Source organism: Pantoea sp. X-Soil-MYKO-1289 (genome assembly GCF_059730625.1).
On sequence record NZ_AP036004.1, the window covers coordinates 1512901 to 1529662 of the forward strand.

A 16762-nucleotide genomic window follows, 5' to 3' on the forward strand; every position below is an offset into this window, starting at 1 on the left:
GTTTCTTCCTTTAAACAGCCTGCGCCAGAGGTTTGTGATGGCGGGTCAGCGCCAGCCAGAACGCCTCGACCGCCTCATCCAGTCGGCGCGCCAGCGCCGCCTGCAGCTCGGGCTGGCGATCGTAGTGGGTAATCTGATGATCTTCGGCAAATACGCCGTGCAGGATCTCCTGCGCCTTTAGCGCGTTCAGCACCGGCTTCAGGGCGTAATCGACCGCGAGCATATGGGCCACGCTGCCGCCGCTGGCCAGCGGCAGCACCACTTTGTGCTCCAGGGCGCGTTCGGGCAGCAGATCGAGCAGGGTTTTCAGCGCGCCTGAGAAAGAGGCCTTATAGACCGGCGTGGCGACGATCACGCCGTCGGCGGCGAGCAAATCTTCCCGCAGCGCCAGCAGCGCCGGGGCATCGAAACGCGCGTTAATAAGATCGTCTGGCTGAAAGTTCTGGATATTCCACGGGATAACCTCAACGCCGCGCGCTTCCAGCGCGCGCTGGCACAGGGTAAGCAGCGAGGTCGAACGTGACGGGAAACGCGGGCTGCCAGCTAGCGTAATAACTCGCATCATTACTCCTTATAACTGAAAGTTATTGATTAGCTATTGTTGAGAACTGATGCTCACATCCTGACAGAGCGGGGGAGAGGGCTTAAATGATTTATCCGGCAAACTAAAGGCGAAAAGCGCAAAACGCGCAGCGTTATTAATGAAAGCATTGCCGGAAGCGGCAGGGCAGAGTTCCGAATAATCCTAAAACAGTGGCGTAGATCCAGCGGCATTGTTTATGCCGACTTAACAAATAGCAGTAAAAGTATCTGCACATTATCTGGCGCGGGCTGATTAACCAGACCAGGCACATAGCGCTATTTGCTTCCTGCAACAAGTTTGATGCGGCATAAAGGAGAGAGAGCTAATCAGACCGCATCTGCTATGGGATTGCAGGCGTTATTATCGGAATATCGCCATGCCGATAACGGTCATCGGCGAGGCGCTATTTCCGTTAAATGATAATAATGCTATCAAACAGAAACCCTTTGTGACCTTTTTCCCTTCTAAAAGCGCTGACGGTTTAGCCATAAAAGTTACACGATGTTAAGCAAAAGGCGCGCTTTGCCGCTGATACTTTATCTGGCGTGATAGATTAGGCGCTAAGCGAAAATCTGAATAAGAGACTGGCCCTGTTAATAGAAAAAAGCTTCTGCCTATACTATTCCACCACGAGAGACTCGCTGCTGACGTCTCGTTTAATTCTTTCTGCGCCATGCTTTAACACAATTTTAATATTTGTGTAACGCTCGTGCTTTTTCTTTTAATCGACCCAGAGAAAGATGTATGGCAAAGACGCTGCTATCAGTCATTATTCCCACGTATAACGTAGAGAAATATATAGTCGAATGTGTCGACTCCTTGTTGCGTCAGATTGACGCGCCGACTGAAATTATTATTGTTAACGACAGCTCGACCGACGGCACGCTGGCGCTGGTGGAGCAGAAATATGGCCACCAGCCGCAGGTTCGCATTATCACCACGCCCAATGGCGGCGCGGGTAAAGCGCGCGATACCGGCATCGACGCCGCACAGGGGGAATTTGTCTTCTTCTGCGACCCGGACGATATCGTGCCGGAAGGCTTCGTTGCAGAGCTTCAGCAGGTTACCGCCGCGCACCCTGAAATCGACCTGTTTTGCTTTAATTCGCAAATGTTTGAAGAGGGTCGGGAAAATCAGACCCGTCCTAAAGTGCGCCACGAACAATTCGGCCTGCAGTCGCCGCAGCAGGTTTTGTCGCGTCTGCTGAATAACGGCTCCTATACCTCCGCCGCCTGGAACTACGCGGTGAAACGAAGCCTGATTACGCAGCACAACCTGCGTTTTGTCGACCGGGTGCATGAGGATCATAAATTTACGCTGTCGGTATTCGTGCACGCCACGCACGCCTGGGTAAGCCAGCACGTTTACTATCGCCAGCGCGTACGCAGCGGCTCGCTCACCAACAGCCGCAAAAACGACGACTATTTTCTGCAGCGTTATAACGCCTTTATGCAGACCTACGGCATACTCAAGCATAATTTAGATCATTCGCCGCTGAAGACGCAGCTGGAAAAAGCCTATTTAATGCACTCTTTCCGCCTGATGATTTATCTGTCGCTCTACAACGGCACGCCGGTGCCGGAATATGTCATTAATGCGATTCGCTTTATGGGCGGCAAATTTAAGCCGGTCAACGCTAAAGAGTGGCTGCTTATTAATCGCCCGCGCATGTTTATCCTGCTGCAAAAATACAAAGTTACAAAAGAGCTGAAAAAAGCTGCCTGACTTTTTCGCTCGCATCGGAATGCCTGCTTACCGGACGATTCACCGCGGATAAATATTATTACACCCTCTGACTTCATCCGCGGCAGGTCAGATTAAATCTGGCGCGCAGCGCCAGAGATAAATTTAAGACTATGTCTGGTAGGCAGGTCTGATGATGTGTGCCACGCTTGTGGCCTCCGAGAAAACTGCCCAGATACAATCATACTTATGTCAATTAAACGTAACGCGATCGCCAATTATGTCGGTCAGATTTACCTGACGCTGTCAGGCATTCTGGTCGTGCCGCTCTATATTCAACATCTCGGGATGGAAGCTTACGGGCTAGTGGGTTTTTTCTCGATTCTGTTAACCTGGCTCCAGCTGCTTGACGCCGGCGTGTCGACCACGCTGATGCGCGAAGCGGCGCGCTATCGCGCTAATCAGGCGGAATTTATCTGGTTCCCGGCGCTCTTCTCCGCGCTGTCGAAATTCTTTCTTATCTCCACGGTCATTCTGGTGGTGATTGGCTGGCTGGCGACGCCGTGGATCGCCCATAACTGGCTCGACGCGCGCCATCTGCCTTCGGCGGACGTGACGCTCGCTGTTGCTATCATGGTGATTACGGCGGCTATTCGCTGGCGTACCAGCCCCTATCGCAGCGTGATTGTCGGCTTTGAGCATCAGGTATGGCTCAACGGCGTCAACCTGGTCATCGTTACGCTGCGCACCTTTGGCGCGGTGCTGATCATTCAGCTCTTCTCCAATCCGGTGCTGAGCTTCTTTATCTGGCAGCTGGCGGTGTCGATAGCGGAGGCGATCTGCCTGATTGCCAAATCCTATCAGCTGGTGCCTGCCGCCGCGCGTAAACAGAAGCACGAAAACTTAAAGACGGTGTTAAAGCCCTTTATTCGCTTTGCGCTGAGCGCGGCCTTCGCCAGCGCAATCTGGACCTTTATTTCGCAAATCGACCGTCTGGTGCTGTCGAAAACCCTGCCGCTGAGCGCCTACGGCTCCTTTACCGTGGTCGCCACCGCGGCTACCGGCATTATCCTGCTCAGCAGCCCGATTATGCAGGCGATTGTGCCGCGCATGACCGGCATTAAAACGCGTAAAGAGGGCGATGCCGAATCGCTGACGCTCTACCGCTACACCACTCAGGCGGTGGCGATCTTTATGGCGCCGCTTAGCATTACTATCGCGATGTTCGCCACGCCGCTGCTCTGGGCCTGGACGCAGAACACGCAGGTCGTGACGGATATGTCGTTCGTGCTCAGCCTCTACGCGCTGGGCAGCGGCGTGCAGGCGATTTGCGGCCTGCTTTACCATCTGCAGTACGTTAACGGCAACCTCAAGCTGCATCTGAAGGGCTTCTCCTGCTTCGCCGTGATCCTGGTTCCGCTCAACATCTGGGCCGCGATCCACTACGGCGCAGAGGGCACCGGCTGGCTGTGGCTGGGGCAGAACGTCTTCTATCTGGCCGGCTGGGCATGGCTGGTGCACCGCCGTTTCGCGCCGGGCATTCACTTTACCTGGCTGACGCGCGACGTGCTGCTGATCTGGGCGGTTGCGGGGCTGATCGCCTGGCTTTGCACCTTCCTGCCAGTTGAGTGGAACCAGAACCGCTGGCTTAACCTGCTGTGGCTGGGTCTGATCGGCCTGGTTAACCTCTCAGTCTGCTGTCTGCTGCACAGCCTGGTGATTAAGCGTTTGCTGCCTGCCCGAGCCAAAGGTTTTACTATTGAGGAGCGAGAATGAGCACACGGAACCCTGACAGCCGCGCAGCGACGATCTCTGTTATCGTGCCGAACTGGAACTGCGCGCCCTGGCTGCCGGAAGCGATCGATTCGCTGCTGGGTCAGTCATCTCCGCCGGAGCAGGTGATCGTTATCGACGACGGCTCCACCGACGACAGCGTCGCCCTGCTGGAGGCGCTGGCCGCCCGCCATCCGCAGCTGACGCTGCTGCGCGGCGAGCGCGGCGGCGTCAGCGCAGCGCGCACCAAAGGGCTGGAGATCGCCACCGGCGACTTTATCTACTTTATGGACGCCGACGATTTTGTCTCAAAAGATCTTTTCGCCGACTTCCGCAGTACGCTGGCGCAGCATCCCGAGATGGAGATGTTCTGCTTCGGCGCGCGCATGTTTACCGACAAACCTGTCGCCGAGCGTCAGTATGAGCAGTTCCATCAGCGTCACGTCGACGCCGTCCTGCCCGGCGGCGCCGACACGCTGCGCAGCATGATCCCGCACCGTTCGGCCCACCGCACGCTGTGGAGCAGCATTCTTTCGCGCGACCTTATTATGCGCACCGGGGTGCAGTTTCTGCCGATCCAGAATCATGAGGACGCGCCCTATATGTTCGCGCTCTATATGTCGGCGCGGCAGATCGGCTTTACGCGGAAAAGCTACTACAACAAGCGCTTTATGCCGACTTCGCTGTCGCAGGGCAAAGCGACCTTCTCCTGGGTGGAGAACTACTATATCGCCCGCCGCAGCAGCGAAAGCTTCCTGCGCGAGCAGGGAATGCCGCCGGAAGAGAAGCTGCTGGACATCTACTATCAGCCGGTAATGTACGGTTGCCTGATCGAAATCCGCAAAAACAATATTGCGGTGCCTGCCTCGTGGCATACCACTATCGATCAGCTGGTGCGCAAGGTCACGGGCGAAAGCAAACGTCTTAAACTGCTCTGGTACTATCCGACGATTTACAGCGGACTGCAGGCGTGTCGCCGTCTGGCGCGTTATGCCAGCAAGCGCTGATCGCGATCAATATTCTTGTCCCGTCAGTAATTTACTTTTGCGCCAGAGGCCTTTACCATTCTGGCGCACATTTTCCCGTGCACCCCGACAACTCATCGCTTCCGACCTCCAGGAGAGTGCATGCTTTATCCTATCGTCCGACCTGCGCTGTTTAAGCTCGACCCCGAGCGCGCTCACGAACTCACTTTTCAGCAACTGCGTTTCATCAGCGGCACGCCGCTGGAGGCGCTGATTCGTCAGCGTCTTCCTTCCCGTCCGGTGACCTGCATGGGCTTACGGTTTGACAACGCGCTGGGGCTGGCGGCCGGACTGGATAAAAACGCGGAATGCATCGACGCCTTTGGCGCGATGGGGTTCGGCTTTGTCGAGGTCGGCACCGTCACGCCCCGCGCTCAGGCGGGCAACGATAAGCCGCGCATGTTCCGGCTGGTCGAGGCCGAGGGCATTATCAACCGCATGGGCTTTAACAATCTCGGCGTCGATCACCTGGTGGAGAACGTCAAAAAAGCGCGGTTCAAAGGGATTCTCGGCATTAATATCGGCAAAAATAAAGATACGGCGGTAGAAAACGGCAAAGAGGATTATCTGATCTGCATGGAGAAGGTTTATGCGCATGCCGGCTATATCGCGATAAATATCTCCTCGCCAAATACGCCGGGATTGCGTACGCTGCAATATGGCGAAGCGCTCGACGATCTTCTGGCGTCGATTAAAGCCAAACAGAAAGCGCTGGAGCAGCAGCATCTGAAATATGTGCCGGTCGCGGTAAAAATTGCGCCCGATCTTTCTGAAGAAGAATTAATACAAATTTCCGACAGCCTGGTGCGCCATAATATTGATGGCGTGATCGCCACCAATACGACGCTGGATCGCTCGCTGGTCAGCGGCCTGAAATACAGCACGGAATCAGGCGGCCTGAGCGGTCGTCCGGTGCAGTCGCGCAGCACGGCGATCGTCAAGCGGCTGGCGCAGGAGCTGGACGGCGCGCTGCCGATTATCGGCGTCGGCGGTATTGATTCATTAACCGCGGCGCGAGAAAAAATGGCCGCGGGCGCCGCGCTGGTGCAGATTTACTCCGGCTTTATTTATAAAGGGCCGGGATTAATAAAAGATATCGTGACCCATCTCTAAGACATTTCTAATAAAACGACGCCGGGGGGTTTATTTCTGACTCCGGCTCGTTTATATTTTTTCCCTGTTGTGCGTATTTTCAGCTTTTTCCCCACAAACAGGGCTTCGCTGAGTCTGTGCAGAGAAACGCGGCGGTTAATGACGAGGCATATTATGAAAATCAAACCTGACGACAACTGGCGCTGGTATTTTGACGCCGACCATGACCGGATGATGCTGGACCTGGCTGACGGTATGCTTTTCCGCTCTCGCTTTCCCCGCAAAATGTTGACCCCCGACGCCTTCACCCAGACCGGATTCAGCGTTGACGACGCCGCCCTCTACTACACCTTCGAAGAACGCTGCCGACAAAGTTCGCTGAGCGTTAATCAGCGCGCCGAACTGACGCTTAACGCGCTGGTGGCGAGCCGCTTTCTGAAGCCGCTGATGCCGAAAAGCTGGCATTTCACCGCCTGGACCTGCGTGCTGCAGCCAGAGGCGGGCGATATGGTGGAGGTGACGCTGGCGGAAAACGGCGAACAGGCGCGGCTGCTGGCGGTGGAAAGCGGCGGCAACGCCACGCTCTGCCTGCTGGCGCAGCCTACGCTTACCCTGGCGGGCAAGCAGATGGTGTTAGGCGACGCCATCAAAATTATGAACGATCGCCTGCTGCCGCACCATGCGGAGAGCGCGCCGCGCTTCGCCTACGCGGTCTGATTCTCACGCCAGTTCTATATCGCCAGCGGGAATACAGCTGCAGCTCAGAATGGTGCCGTCGTCGCGAATGGCGCTCTTCTTCAGCGCTTTTACCTCTCCCGCAACCAGCGTCACTTTACAGCTGCCGCACAGGCCTGCCCGGCAGGAGTAGGGAATTTTAAAACCCTGCTGCTCTAACTGCTCCAGCAGCACCTGCTGGTTATCGCCCTGAAACTGCTCGCCTTGCCAGGTCACAGAGACCGCCGCCGCCGTTTGCTGCTGCGGCTTAAGGGTCTCTACCACCGCGCCAGGGCCGTAGGCACGCGGCGTATGGCGCGCCAGCACCTGCACCTCGTCCCCCACGCGCACGATGCCGCTGCCGCGCGCGATCAAATTCAGGCCGAAGTCGATATCGCCGCTGCCGTCCTGCGCGCTGCGGAAGCCCTGCAGGGTTTTTAGCGGCTCGCCGTCTGGATGCTTGCGGCCGCTTTCGGTGCCGACGGTGGTAAAGACGCAGCGGCTGCAGGGTTTAGGCACGTCGAAAATTACACTGCCGATCTGCACCGTTGCCCAGCTGTCTTCATCCCAGGCCGGCGCGCCGCTGACGATAAGGTTGGCGCGAAACTGCTCGGCGCGCACGCTGGCCGGGCAGCGCTGTTGCAGATCCTGCAGCGAGGCGCTGTTAACCAGCAGAAACGGATAGCCGTCGGCAAAACCCAGCGGCACCTCGTTAAAGCGTTTCACCCGGCGCGACGGCTGCGGCCCAACCCAGCGCAGCTGCACCGGACGGGGGAAAAAGGCGCTGAGCCAGGCGTTGATGTCGTCGGGAGCGATGCGCGCGGTAAAATGGTTGCCCCAGACTTCCGTCGGCGCCTCCTGCGCGGCGAAATCGCTGAAGCGGATCATCGCCTGGCTGCCGTCGGGCGCCTGCAGGGAGAGGCCGTCGGTCAACAGCGCCGGGGTAAAGCGCACCATCTCCGGATACTGGCGCGCGGTGATAAAGGTGCCGTCCAGATCCGTCACCATAAAAATGCGGTCGAAAGCCAACCCGCTCTCCAGCGCCTGCGCATGAGAGAGGTGTACACCCCGCATAGATTTGACCGGATGAATAAACAGACGGGACAGCGTAAGCATGGCGATCTCCAGAGAAGCGGGCGTGGGCGGCAAAAGAAGCTAACTTTATGATACATGGCGTCGGGACGCTATAGCCTCGTGATCGGTCGGGTGAGAGGCACGCGCGTAGCTTTCCAACAATGAGGCGTAATTAGGGTATAATGCGCAGCAATTTTCTCAAGAGTAATAGTGACGATATGAATTCTCTCTTTGCCAGTACGGCGCGTGGGCTCGAAGAGCTGTTGAAAAGTGAGCTGGACGCCCTGGGCGCGCAGGATCTGCAGGTGGTACAGGGAGGCGTTCACTTTGAAGCCGATGACCGTACGATGTATCAGAGCCTGCTGTGGAGCCGGCTGGCGTCGCGTATTTTACTGCCGCTCGGCGAATTCGGCGTCTACAGCGATCTCGATCTCTACGTCGGCGTACAGAGCATCGACTGGACCGAACTGTTCGGCAGTCAGCATACTTTCGTGGTGCACTTCAGCGGCACCAACGAATCGATTCGCAACAGCCAGTTTGGCGCGTTAAAGGTCAAGGACGCGATTGTCGACTCCTTTACCCGCCAGAAGCTGCCGCGTCCCAATGTGGATCGCGAGCAGCCGGATATCCGCATCAACGTCTGGCTGAATAAAGATCGCGCCAGCATCGCGCTGGATCTGAGCGGCGACGCGCTGCATCAGCGCGGCTATCGTCAGCAGACCGGCCAGGCGCCGCTCAAGGAGAACCTGGCGGCGGCGATTGTGCTGCGCTCCGGCTGGCAGCCGACCACGCCGCTGCTCGATCCTATGTGCGGCTCCGGCACGCTGCTGATCGAAGCGGCGCTGATCGCCTGCGATCGCGCGCCGGGCCTGCTGCGCAGCCGCTGGGGCTTTACCCACTGGCGTCAGCATAACGACGCGCTGTGGCGCGAGGTGAAAAGCGAGGCGCAGCAGCGCGCGCGCGCTGGCACCGCCGCCGCGCAGGCGCGCTTCTTCGGCTACGACAGCGACGGCCGCGTGCTGGAATGGGCGCAGGCTAACGCACGCCGCGCCGGCGTCGCCGATCTCTTTACCTTTGCGCGTCAGGATGTGCTGCAGCTGAAAAACCCGCTGCCGGGCGAGCAGCGCGGCACGGTGCTGAGCAACCCGCCTTACGGCGAACGTCTGGAGAGCGAGCCGGCGCTGATCGCGCTGCACAGCCAGTTCGGCCGCATCATGAAACAGCACTTCGGCGGCTGGACCCTGTCGCTCTTCAGCGGTTCGCCTGAGCTGCTGAGCTGCCTGCAGCTGCGCGCGGAGCGCCAGTTCAAGGCGAAAAACGGCCCGATCGAGTGCGTGCAGAAAAACTATCAGCTGGCGGAAAACAGCAGCGAAAACGGCGCGCAGATCGCCGAGGATTACGCGAACCGCCTGCGCAAAAACATGAAGAAGCTGGAGAAGTGGGCGCGTCAGGAAGGCATCGCCTGCTATCGCCTCTATGACGCCGATCTGCCGGAGTACAACGTGGCGGTGGATCGCTACGGCGAGTGGGTGGTGGTGCAGGAGTACGCGCCGCCCAAGACCATCGACGCGGCGAAAGCGCGCCAGCGCCTGTTCGACGTTATCGGCGCGACGCTCAGCGTGCTGGAGCTGCCCGCCAACCGTCTGGTGCTGAAAACGCGCGAGCGGCAGAAAGGCAAGAATCAGTATCAGAAACTGGGCGAGAAGGGCGATTTCTTCGAAGTGCAGGAGTACAACGCGCGCCTGCTGGTTAACCTGACGGACTACCTGGACACCGGGCTGTTCCTCGACCACCGCATAGCGCGCCAGATGCTCGGCAAAATGAGCAAGGATAAAGATTTCCTCAACCTCTTCTCCTATACCGGCAGCGCCAGCGTGCACGCCGGGCTAGGCGGCGCGCGCAGCACCACCACGGTCGATATGTCGCGCACCTATCTGGAGTGGGCGGAGCGCAACCTGCGCCTGAACGGGCTGACCGGCCGTCAGCATCGCCTGATGCAGGCCGACTGCCTGAGCTGGCTGCGCGAGAGCGACGAGACGTTCGATCTGATCTTTATCGATCCGCCGACTTTCTCCAACTCTAAACGCATGGAAGAGGATTTCGACGTGCAGCGCGATCATATTATGCTGATGCGCAACCTGAAACGCCTGCTGCGCGCGGGCGGCACCGTGATGTTCTCCAACAACAAGCGCGGCTTTAAAATGGATCTCGAGGGGCTGGCGTCGCTGGGCCTGAAGGCGCAGGACATTACCCAGAAAACCCTGTCGCAGGATTTTGCCCGCAACCGTCAAATTCACAACTGCTGGCTGATTACTCACGCCGGTAAGGAATAAGTTCAGATGTCATTAATCAGTATTCACGGCGCTTACCTCTCGTTCAGCGATGCGCCGCTGCTCGACAACACCGAGCTGCATATCGAAGAGAACGAGCGCGTCTGTCTGGTCGGCCGTAACGGCGCAGGCAAATCGACCCTGATGAAGATCATCAACGGGGAGCAGCCGCTGGATGACGGCCGCATTATTTTTGAACAGGACCTGGTGGTGGCGCGTCTGCAGCAGGATCCGCCGCGCAACATTACCGGCTCCGTCTATGACTTCGTGGCGGAAGGCGTGGAAGAGCAGGCCGAGCACCTCAAGGCCTATCACGCGATTTCCCATGCGGTGATGCTCGATCCCAGCGAGAAAAACCTCAACGAGATGGGACGGCTGCAGACTATCCTCGACCACCACAATCTGTGGCAGCTGGAGAGCCGTATCAACGACGTGCTGCAGCAGATCGGTCTGGAACCTGATACCGAACTGTCGTCGCTGTCGGGCGGCTGGCTGCGCAAAGCGGCGCTGGGCCGCGCGCTGGTGAGCAACCCGCGCGTGCTGCTGCTGGACGAACCCACCAACCACCTCGATATCGAAACCATCGACTGGCTGGAAACCTTCCTGAAGACCTTCAGCGGCAGCATCGTCTTTATTTCCCATGACCGTTCGTTTATCCGCAATATGGCGACGCGCATCGTTGACCTCGATCGCGGCAAGCTGGTCTCCTGGCCGGGCAATTACGATCTCTACCTTGAAGGCAAGGAAGAGGCGCTGCGCGTTGAAGAGATGCAGAACGCCGAATTCGACCGCAAGCTGGCGCAGGAAGAGGTGTGGATCCGTCAGGGCATCAAGGCGCGCCGCACCCGCAACGAGGGCCGCGTGCGCGCGCTGAAAGCGCTGCGCCGCGAACGCTCCGAGCGCCGTGAAGTGATGGGCAAAGCCAATATGCAAGTGGGCGAAGCGTCGCGCTCGGGCAAAATCGTTTTCGAACTGGAACACGTCAACTACGGCGTGGGCGGCAAAACGCTGGTGCATGACTTCTCCGCGCAGGTGCAGCGCGGCGATAAGATCGCGCTCATCGGTCCGAACGGCTGCGGCAAAACCACGCTGCTGCGTCTGATGCTGCAGCAGCTGAAAGCCGACAGCGGCCGCGTGCACAGCGGCACCAAGCTGGAAGTCGCCTACTTCGACCAGCATCGCGCCGAGCTGGATCCCGATCGCACCGTGATGGATAACCTGGCCGAAGGCAAGCAGGAGGTGATGGTGAACGGCAAGCCGCGCCATGTGCTCGGCTACCTGCAGGACTTCCTGTTCCATCCGAAACGCGCCATGACGCCGGTGCGCGCGCTCTCCGGCGGCGAGCGCAACCGCCTGCTGCTGGCGCGTCTCTTCCTGCGTCCCAGTAACCTGATGATCCTCGATGAACCGACCAACGACCTCGACGTCGAAACCCTGGAGCTGCTGGAAGAGCTGATCGACGGCTATCAGGGCACCGTGCTGCTGGTGAGCCACGATCGTCAGTTCGTCGACAACACCGTGACCGAGTGCTGGATTTTCGAAGGCAACGGCGAGATCGGCAGCTTCGTCGGCGGCTATCACGACGCGCAGCAGCAGCGCGCCGCCTACAAACAGCAGAAAAGCGCCCAGGGAAACAAGCCTGCCGCCGCGGCGAAACCAGCGGCGGAAAAAGCTGACGGCGTGAAACGCGGCGGCGGCAAGCTAAGCTATAACCTGACGCGAGAGCTGGAGCAGCTGCCGCAGAAGCTGGAGTCGCTGGAGGCGCGCATTGGCGAGCTGCAGGCGAAAATGAGCCATCCTGACTTCTTCAGCCAGCCGCATGACCAGACCCAACCGGTGCTGGACGCGCTGGCGCAGACCGAGCAGGAGCTGGAAACGGCGTTCGCTCGCTGGGAAGAGCTGGAAGCGCTGAAAAACGGCGCGTAACCATAAGGGAGGCGGGATGTGTTCAGCCGCTGAAAGTCAGGCGTGGATGCTCTGTCCACAGTGCGATTTAATGGTAAAACTGCCGGACGTGCCGCAGGGCAGCCGCGCGTCCTGCCCGCGCTGCCATTCGGTGCTGACCGCGAACTGGCCCGAGCCGCGTAAACAGCCGACAGGCTACGCGCTGGCGGCGCTGTTTATGCTGCTGCTGGCCAACCTGTTTCCCTTTATCACCATGAAGGTCGCGGGCCTCAGCAGCCAGATCTCGCTGCTGGAAATCCCGCAGGTGATGGTGTCGGAGGATTACAGCAGCCTGGCCACGCTGTTTCTGGCGTTCGTTCAGGCGATCCCTGCGCTCTGCATGCTGACCATTATTCTGCTGGTGAACCGCATACCGATGCCGGTAAGCCTGCGTCTGGGGCTGGCGCGTATCCTGTTCCAGCTGCGCAGCTGGGGCATGGCGGAGATCTTTATGGCCGGCGTGCTGGTCAGCTTCGTCAAGCTGATGGCCTACGGCGATATCGGTCTGGAGACCAGCTTCTGGCCCTGGTGCCTGTTCTGCCTGCTGCAGCTGCGCGCCTTTCAGTGCGTGGATCGACGCTGGCTGTGGCAGCAGATCGCGCCGCTGCCGCCGCTGCCGCATGCGCCGCAGAAGGGCGTCAGCGGGCTGGAGCAAGGGATGCGCTCCTGTCCGTGCTGCACCGCGATCCTCGCCGCGGATCATCCTGACTGTCCGCGCTGCGGCGTGATCGCCGCGCCGCGCCGCAAGCACAGCCTGCAGTGGACGCTGGCGCTGCTGTTTACCTCGCTGATCATCTATATTCCCGCCAATCTGATGCCGATTATGGTGACCGAAACCCTTGGCACGCCTTATCCGTCTAATATTATGGCGGGCGTGATCCTGCTCTGGAGCGACGGATCCTATCCGGTGGCGCTGGTGATTTTTATCGCCAGCATCATGGTGCCGTCGCTGAAGATGCTGGCGATTGGCTGGCTCTGCTGGAACGCCAGCGGCCGCGGCCAGCGCGACAGCGAACGCATGCATCTGATTTATGAAATCGTCGAATTTGTCGGCCGCTGGTCGATGATCGACGTGTTTGTTATCGCCGTGCTCTCTGCGCTGGTGCGCATGGGGCAACTGATGAATGTTTATCCCGCAACGGGCGCGCTGCTGTTTGCGCTGGTGGTGATCCTTACCATGATCGCCGCCATGACGTTTGACCCGCGCCTGACCTGGGATCGCGTACGGGAACATACTACAAAGGAGCCGCGCCTTGACGGAAAGTAACCACGGCCATGCCAAAGTCGACCAGATTAAACGCTGGTCGCCGGTCTGGATTGTCCCCATCGTGACGCTGTTGATCGGCGGATGGATCCTGTTTTACCACTTCAGCCACCTCGGGCCGGAAGTGACCCTGATTACGGAAAACGCGGAAGGCATCGAAGCGGGGAAAACCACCATCAAAAGCCGCAGCGTTGACGTCGGCGTGGTGGAGAAAGCGGAGCTGACCGACGACCTGCACCACGTTGAAATCACCGCGCGGCTCAACTCCGGCATGGAAAAGCTGCTGCACGGCGACAGCGTGTTCTGGGTGGTGAAGCCGCAGATTGGCCGCGAAGGGGTAACCGGTCTGAATACGCTGCTCTCCGGTGCCTATATCGAACTGCAGCCGGGTAAAAAAGAGGAGCCGAAAGAGCGCTATGATCTGCTCGACGCGCCGCCGCTGGCGCCGCCGGACGCCAAAGGCATCCGCATTACGCTCGACAGCAAAAAAGCGGGGCAGCTCAACGCCGGCGACCCGGTGCTGTTCCGCGGCTATCGCGTCGGCACCGTGGAGACCAGCACCTTCGATACCGATAAGCGCATGATGACCTACCAGCTGTTTATTGCCGCGCCTTACGACCGACTGGTGACCACCAACGTTCGCTTCTGGAAAGACAGCGGCATCGCGGTGGATATGTCGGCATCGGGCATGCGCGTCGAGATGGGCTCGCTGACGACGCTGTTTAGCGGTGGCGTCAGTTTCGACGTGCCGGACGGCTGGGATTTAGGCCAGGCGGCGGCGAATAACGCCGACTATCATCTGTTCGACGATCAGCGCAGCATCCAGGATTCGCTCTACACCAATCACGTCGATTTCCTGATGTTCTTCACCGATTCGATTCGCGGCCTGCAGGTGGGCGCGCCGGTCGAGTTCCGCGGCATCCGTCTGGGTACGGTGGCGCAGGCGCCCTTTATGACCGAAGGGGTGAATCAGGCGTTGAATAACGACTATCGCGTGCCGGTGCTGATCCGCATTGAACCTGACCGCTTCACCGCCAGACTGGGCCAGGACTTTAATCTGGAGCAGCATCTGCAGGACGGCAAAAAACGCGGCCTGCGCGCCTCGCTGAAAACCGGCAACCTGCTCTCCGGCTCGCTCTATATCGATCTCGACTTCTACGATAACGTGCCGGCCTATAAAGGGCCGAACAAAATCGCAGGCTACGAGATCATTCCGACCACCAGCGGCGGCCTGAGCCAGATCCAGCAAAAACTGGTGGCGGCGCTCGACAAGATCAACGCCTTGCCGCTTAACAACGTGGTGACCGAGGCGACCGGCACGCTGAAAGAGAGCCAGCGCACGCTGCGTGAAATGCAGGGCACGCTGAAAAATCTCAATCAGATCACCGCCAGCCCGGCGATGAAAACGCTGCCGGAAGATATGCAGCAAACGCTGCGCGAGTTGAATCGCAGCATGAAGGGGCTGCAGCCTGGCTCACCGGCTTACAACAAGCTGGTGGGCGATATGCAGCGACTCGATCAGGTGCTGCGCGAACTGCAGCCGGTATTGAAAACCCTTAATACCAAGAGCAACGCGCTGGTCTTCGAGGCCAAACCGGGTCAGGATCCACAGCCAAAGAGGGCGAAACAGTGAGAAAAGGGGCCGTTTTTTGCGCCGCGCTGCTGTTAAGCGCATGCAGCAGCACCATCGACAACACCTACTACCAGCTGCCGTCGAAGCCGGCGGCGATGCAGGTACGCAGCGGCGGCGAAGCGCAGCCGCCAGCGCTGTGGGTTCAGCAGGTGGCGGTGCCTGATTACCTGGCGGGCAACGGCCTGGTCTATCAGACCAGCGACGTGAAATACGTTATCGCCGCCAATAATCTCTGGGCCAGCCCGCTGGATCAGCAGCTCCAGCAAACGCTGGTGGCGAACCTGAGCAAGGCGCTGCCGGGCCGGCTGGTTTCCGGCGCGCCGCTGGGCGAAAAGCATGACACGCTGAGCGTAACGGTAACCGGGTTCCAGGGGCGTTATGACGGGCGCGCCGTGGTGAGCGGCGAGTGGGTGCTGCAGCATAACGGTCATGTGGTGAAGCAGGGATTCGACGTGGCGCTGCCGCAGAACGAAGATGGCTATGACGCGCTGGTGCGCACTCTGGCTATCGGCTGGCAGCAAACTGCGCAGCAAATTGCCAATGCGGCGATAACCACAGAATAAAATTCGCTAAAGATGTTGTTTAGCCCCTGGTGGTCGTCAGCGAAATGCGGCGGCGCTCAGGGGCTTTTTTATTGCCGCTTCAAGTCGATACGGGCAGCTGTCAGCCTGCGCGACAGGGAAATTATGGCGATCTGGCGTCAAAATGATGACACTGGCGTGAAATTTGCGCATTGACCTTTCGAGGCAGGGCAGGTAGAACTTAATGGTGGCTGAGTAATAATTCGCCACTCTTTTTCTTTCCACCAGATTCCACAGACCTGATATGAGGGATACGGAGTATGAAGAGACAGAAACGAGACCGCCTTGAACGCGCTCATGCACGTGGCTACCAGGCCGGTATTACAGGACGCTCAAAAGAGATGTGTCCGTATCAGATGATTGAGGCTAAGTCTCACTGGTTGGGAGGTTGGCGACAAGCCATGGAGGACAGGTCGGTTACGGTGTAATCGATCGTCAGGAAATGGAAGAAACCTCCGCGCTGGCGGAGGTTTTCATTTGCACAATCAGAAAGCGTTGGTGTCTTTAAACAGACCGACTTTCAGATCGCTGGCAGAGTAAATCAGGTTACCATCGACGAAGACTTCGCCATCGGCGACGCCCATCACCAGCTTGCGGTTAATGACGCGCTTGAAGTGAATGCGGTAGGTCACTTTTTTCGCGGTCGGCAGCACCTGGCCCGTGAATTTCACCTCGCCGACGCCCAGCGCGCGGCCTTTGCCTTCGCCGCCCAGCCAGCCCAGATAGAATCCTACCAGCTGCCACATCGCATCCAGACCGAGACAGCCCGGCATCACCGGATCGCCGATAAAGTGGCAGGCGAAAAACCATAAGTCCGGATTGATATCCAGCTCGGCTTCAACGAAACCTTTGTCGAACTTACCGCCATCTTCGGTCATCTTGACCACGCGGTCCATCATCAACATGTTGCCTGACGGAAGCGGCGGACCGTTCTCGCCAAACAGTTCACCGCGACCTGACGCAATCAGGTCCTCTTTGCTATAGGATTCGCGTTTATCAACCATGTTTTCAATAAGCCTTGTTTTAGTGAAGCACGAAGTTTAGCGAACAGCTGTACGCTGAGCAA

The 16762-nt window shown here is 58.6% G+C and carries 14 protein-coding genes; 11 read left to right on the top strand and 3 right to left on the bottom strand.

Going from position 1 to position 16762, the window contains the following annotated elements:
* Positions 1-10 precede the first annotated feature (10 nt).
* On the bottom strand, positions 11-562 hold the full coding sequence (gene ssuE / locus AC6I7Z_RS07180; protein WP_033789321.1) for an NADPH-dependent FMN reductase: 552 nt from the start codon (positions 560-562) through the stop codon (positions 11-13).
* A gap of 765 nt (positions 563-1327) precedes the next feature.
* Here ssuE and AC6I7Z_RS07185 point away from each other — a divergent pair.
* From AC6I7Z_RS07185 to AC6I7Z_RS07205, 5 genes are all read left to right on the top strand, one after another.
* Positions 1328-2308, top strand: a complete 981-nt coding sequence (locus tag AC6I7Z_RS07185; protein ID WP_497813675.1) for a glycosyltransferase family 2 protein — start codon at positions 1328-1330, stop codon at positions 2306-2308.
* 207 nt (positions 2309-2515) lie between these two features.
* Positions 2516-4042, top strand: coding sequence for a lipopolysaccharide biosynthesis protein (locus tag AC6I7Z_RS07190; protein ID WP_497813676.1), 1527 nt, complete (start codon positions 2516-2518; stop codon positions 4040-4042).
* On the top strand, positions 4039-5046 hold the full coding sequence (locus tag AC6I7Z_RS07195; protein WP_497813677.1) for a glycosyltransferase family 2 protein: 1008 nt from the start codon (positions 4039-4041) through the stop codon (positions 5044-5046). The genes AC6I7Z_RS07190 and AC6I7Z_RS07195 overlap by 4 nt, the downstream gene beginning before the upstream one ends.
* Positions 5047-5166: 120 nt before the next feature.
* Complete coding sequence (pyrD, locus tag AC6I7Z_RS07200) at positions 5167-6177, top strand: quinone-dependent dihydroorotate dehydrogenase (protein ID WP_497813678.1); 1011 nt, start codon at positions 5167-5169, stop codon at positions 6175-6177.
* Between the two features lie 153 nt (positions 6178-6330).
* Complete coding sequence (locus tag AC6I7Z_RS07205; protein WP_033751204.1) at positions 6331-6873, top strand: cell division protein ZapC; 543 nt, start codon at positions 6331-6333, stop codon at positions 6871-6873.
* Positions 6874-6876: 3 nt separating this feature from the next.
* On the opposite strand, the gene AC6I7Z_RS07210 is transcribed toward AC6I7Z_RS07205, so the two are convergent.
* Positions 6877-7986 carry a YcbX family protein gene (locus tag AC6I7Z_RS07210; protein WP_497813679.1) on the bottom strand — a complete coding sequence of 370 codons (1110 nt, stop codon included), beginning with the start codon at positions 7984-7986 and terminating at the stop codon, positions 6877-6879.
* Between the two features lie 176 nt (positions 7987-8162).
* Here AC6I7Z_RS07210 and rlmKL point away from each other — a divergent pair, with 176 nt between their 5' ends.
* The 6 genes from rlmKL to rmf all read left to right on the top strand — a co-directional run bounded on the left by rlmKL (position 8163) and on the right by rmf (position 16124).
* Positions 8163-10277 (top strand): bifunctional 23S rRNA (guanine(2069)-N(7))-methyltransferase RlmK/23S rRNA (guanine(2445)-N(2))-methyltransferase RlmL, encoded by a 2115-nt coding sequence (rlmKL, locus tag AC6I7Z_RS07215; RefSeq protein WP_497813680.1) that lies wholly within the window; start codon positions 8163-8165, stop codon positions 10275-10277.
* A gap of 6 nt (positions 10278-10283) precedes the next feature.
* Positions 10284-12200 carry an ABC transporter ATP-binding protein gene (locus AC6I7Z_RS07220; RefSeq protein WP_497813681.1) on the top strand — a complete coding sequence of 639 codons (1917 nt, stop codon included), beginning with the start codon at positions 10284-10286 and terminating at the stop codon, positions 12198-12200.
* Between the two features lie 16 nt (positions 12201-12216).
* Positions 12217-13485 carry a membrane integrity-associated transporter subunit PqiA gene (pqiA, locus tag AC6I7Z_RS07225; protein WP_497813682.1) on the top strand — a complete coding sequence of 423 codons (1269 nt, stop codon included), beginning with the start codon at positions 12217-12219 and terminating at the stop codon, positions 13483-13485.
* On the top strand, positions 13472-15115 hold the full coding sequence (gene pqiB, locus AC6I7Z_RS07230; RefSeq protein WP_497813683.1) for an intermembrane transport protein PqiB: 1644 nt from the start codon (positions 13472-13474) through the stop codon (positions 15113-15115). Before pqiA ends, pqiB begins: the two co-directional genes overlap by 14 nt.
* A complete protein-coding gene (gene pqiC, locus AC6I7Z_RS07235) occupies positions 15112-15678 on the top strand; it encodes a membrane integrity-associated transporter subunit PqiC (protein WP_497813684.1) in 567 nt (188 codons plus the stop codon). Before pqiB ends, pqiC begins: the two co-directional genes overlap by 4 nt.
* Before the next feature lie 278 nt (positions 15679-15956).
* On the top strand, positions 15957-16124 hold the full coding sequence (gene rmf, locus AC6I7Z_RS07240; protein WP_434124569.1) for a ribosome modulation factor: 168 nt from the start codon (positions 15957-15959) through the stop codon (positions 16122-16124).
* A 57-nt stretch (positions 16125-16181) separates the two neighbouring features.
* On the opposite strand, the gene fabA is transcribed toward rmf, so the two are convergent.
* Complete coding sequence (gene fabA / locus AC6I7Z_RS07245; RefSeq protein WP_033751185.1) at positions 16182-16700, bottom strand: bifunctional 3-hydroxydecanoyl-ACP dehydratase/trans-2-decenoyl-ACP isomerase; 519 nt, start codon at positions 16698-16700, stop codon at positions 16182-16184.
* Between the last annotated feature and the right edge of the window lie 62 nt (positions 16701-16762).

Coding starts and splice junctions, on each gene's coding strand:
- ssuE (WP_033789321.1), bottom strand. CDS start 562: ATGCGAGTTATTACGCTAGCTGGCAGCCCGCGTTTCCCGTCACGTTCG.
- AC6I7Z_RS07185 (WP_497813675.1), top strand. CDS start 1,328: ATGGCAAAGACGCTGCTATCAGTCATTATTCCCACGTATAACGTAGAG.
- AC6I7Z_RS07190 (WP_497813676.1), top strand. CDS start 2,516: ATGTCAATTAAACGTAACGCGATCGCCAATTATGTCGGTCAGATTTAC.
- AC6I7Z_RS07195 (WP_497813677.1), top strand. CDS start 4,039: ATGAGCACACGGAACCCTGACAGCCGCGCAGCGACGATCTCTGTTATC.
- pyrD (WP_497813678.1), top strand. CDS start 5,167: ATGCTTTATCCTATCGTCCGACCTGCGCTGTTTAAGCTCGACCCCGAG.
- AC6I7Z_RS07205 (WP_033751204.1), top strand. CDS start 6,331: ATGAAAATCAAACCTGACGACAACTGGCGCTGGTATTTTGACGCCGAC.
- AC6I7Z_RS07210 (WP_497813679.1), bottom strand. CDS start 7,986: ATGCTTACGCTGTCCCGTCTGTTTATTCATCCGGTCAAATCTATGCGG.
- rlmKL (WP_497813680.1), top strand. CDS start 8,163: ATGAATTCTCTCTTTGCCAGTACGGCGCGTGGGCTCGAAGAGCTGTTG.
- AC6I7Z_RS07220 (WP_497813681.1), top strand. CDS start 10,284: ATGTCATTAATCAGTATTCACGGCGCTTACCTCTCGTTCAGCGATGCG.
- pqiA (WP_497813682.1), top strand. CDS start 12,217: ATGTGTTCAGCCGCTGAAAGTCAGGCGTGGATGCTCTGTCCACAGTGC.
- rmf (WP_434124569.1), top strand. CDS start 15,957: ATGAAGAGACAGAAACGAGACCGCCTTGAACGCGCTCATGCACGTGGC.
- fabA (WP_033751185.1), bottom strand. CDS start 16,700: ATGGTTGATAAACGCGAATCCTATAGCAAAGAGGACCTGATTGCGTCA.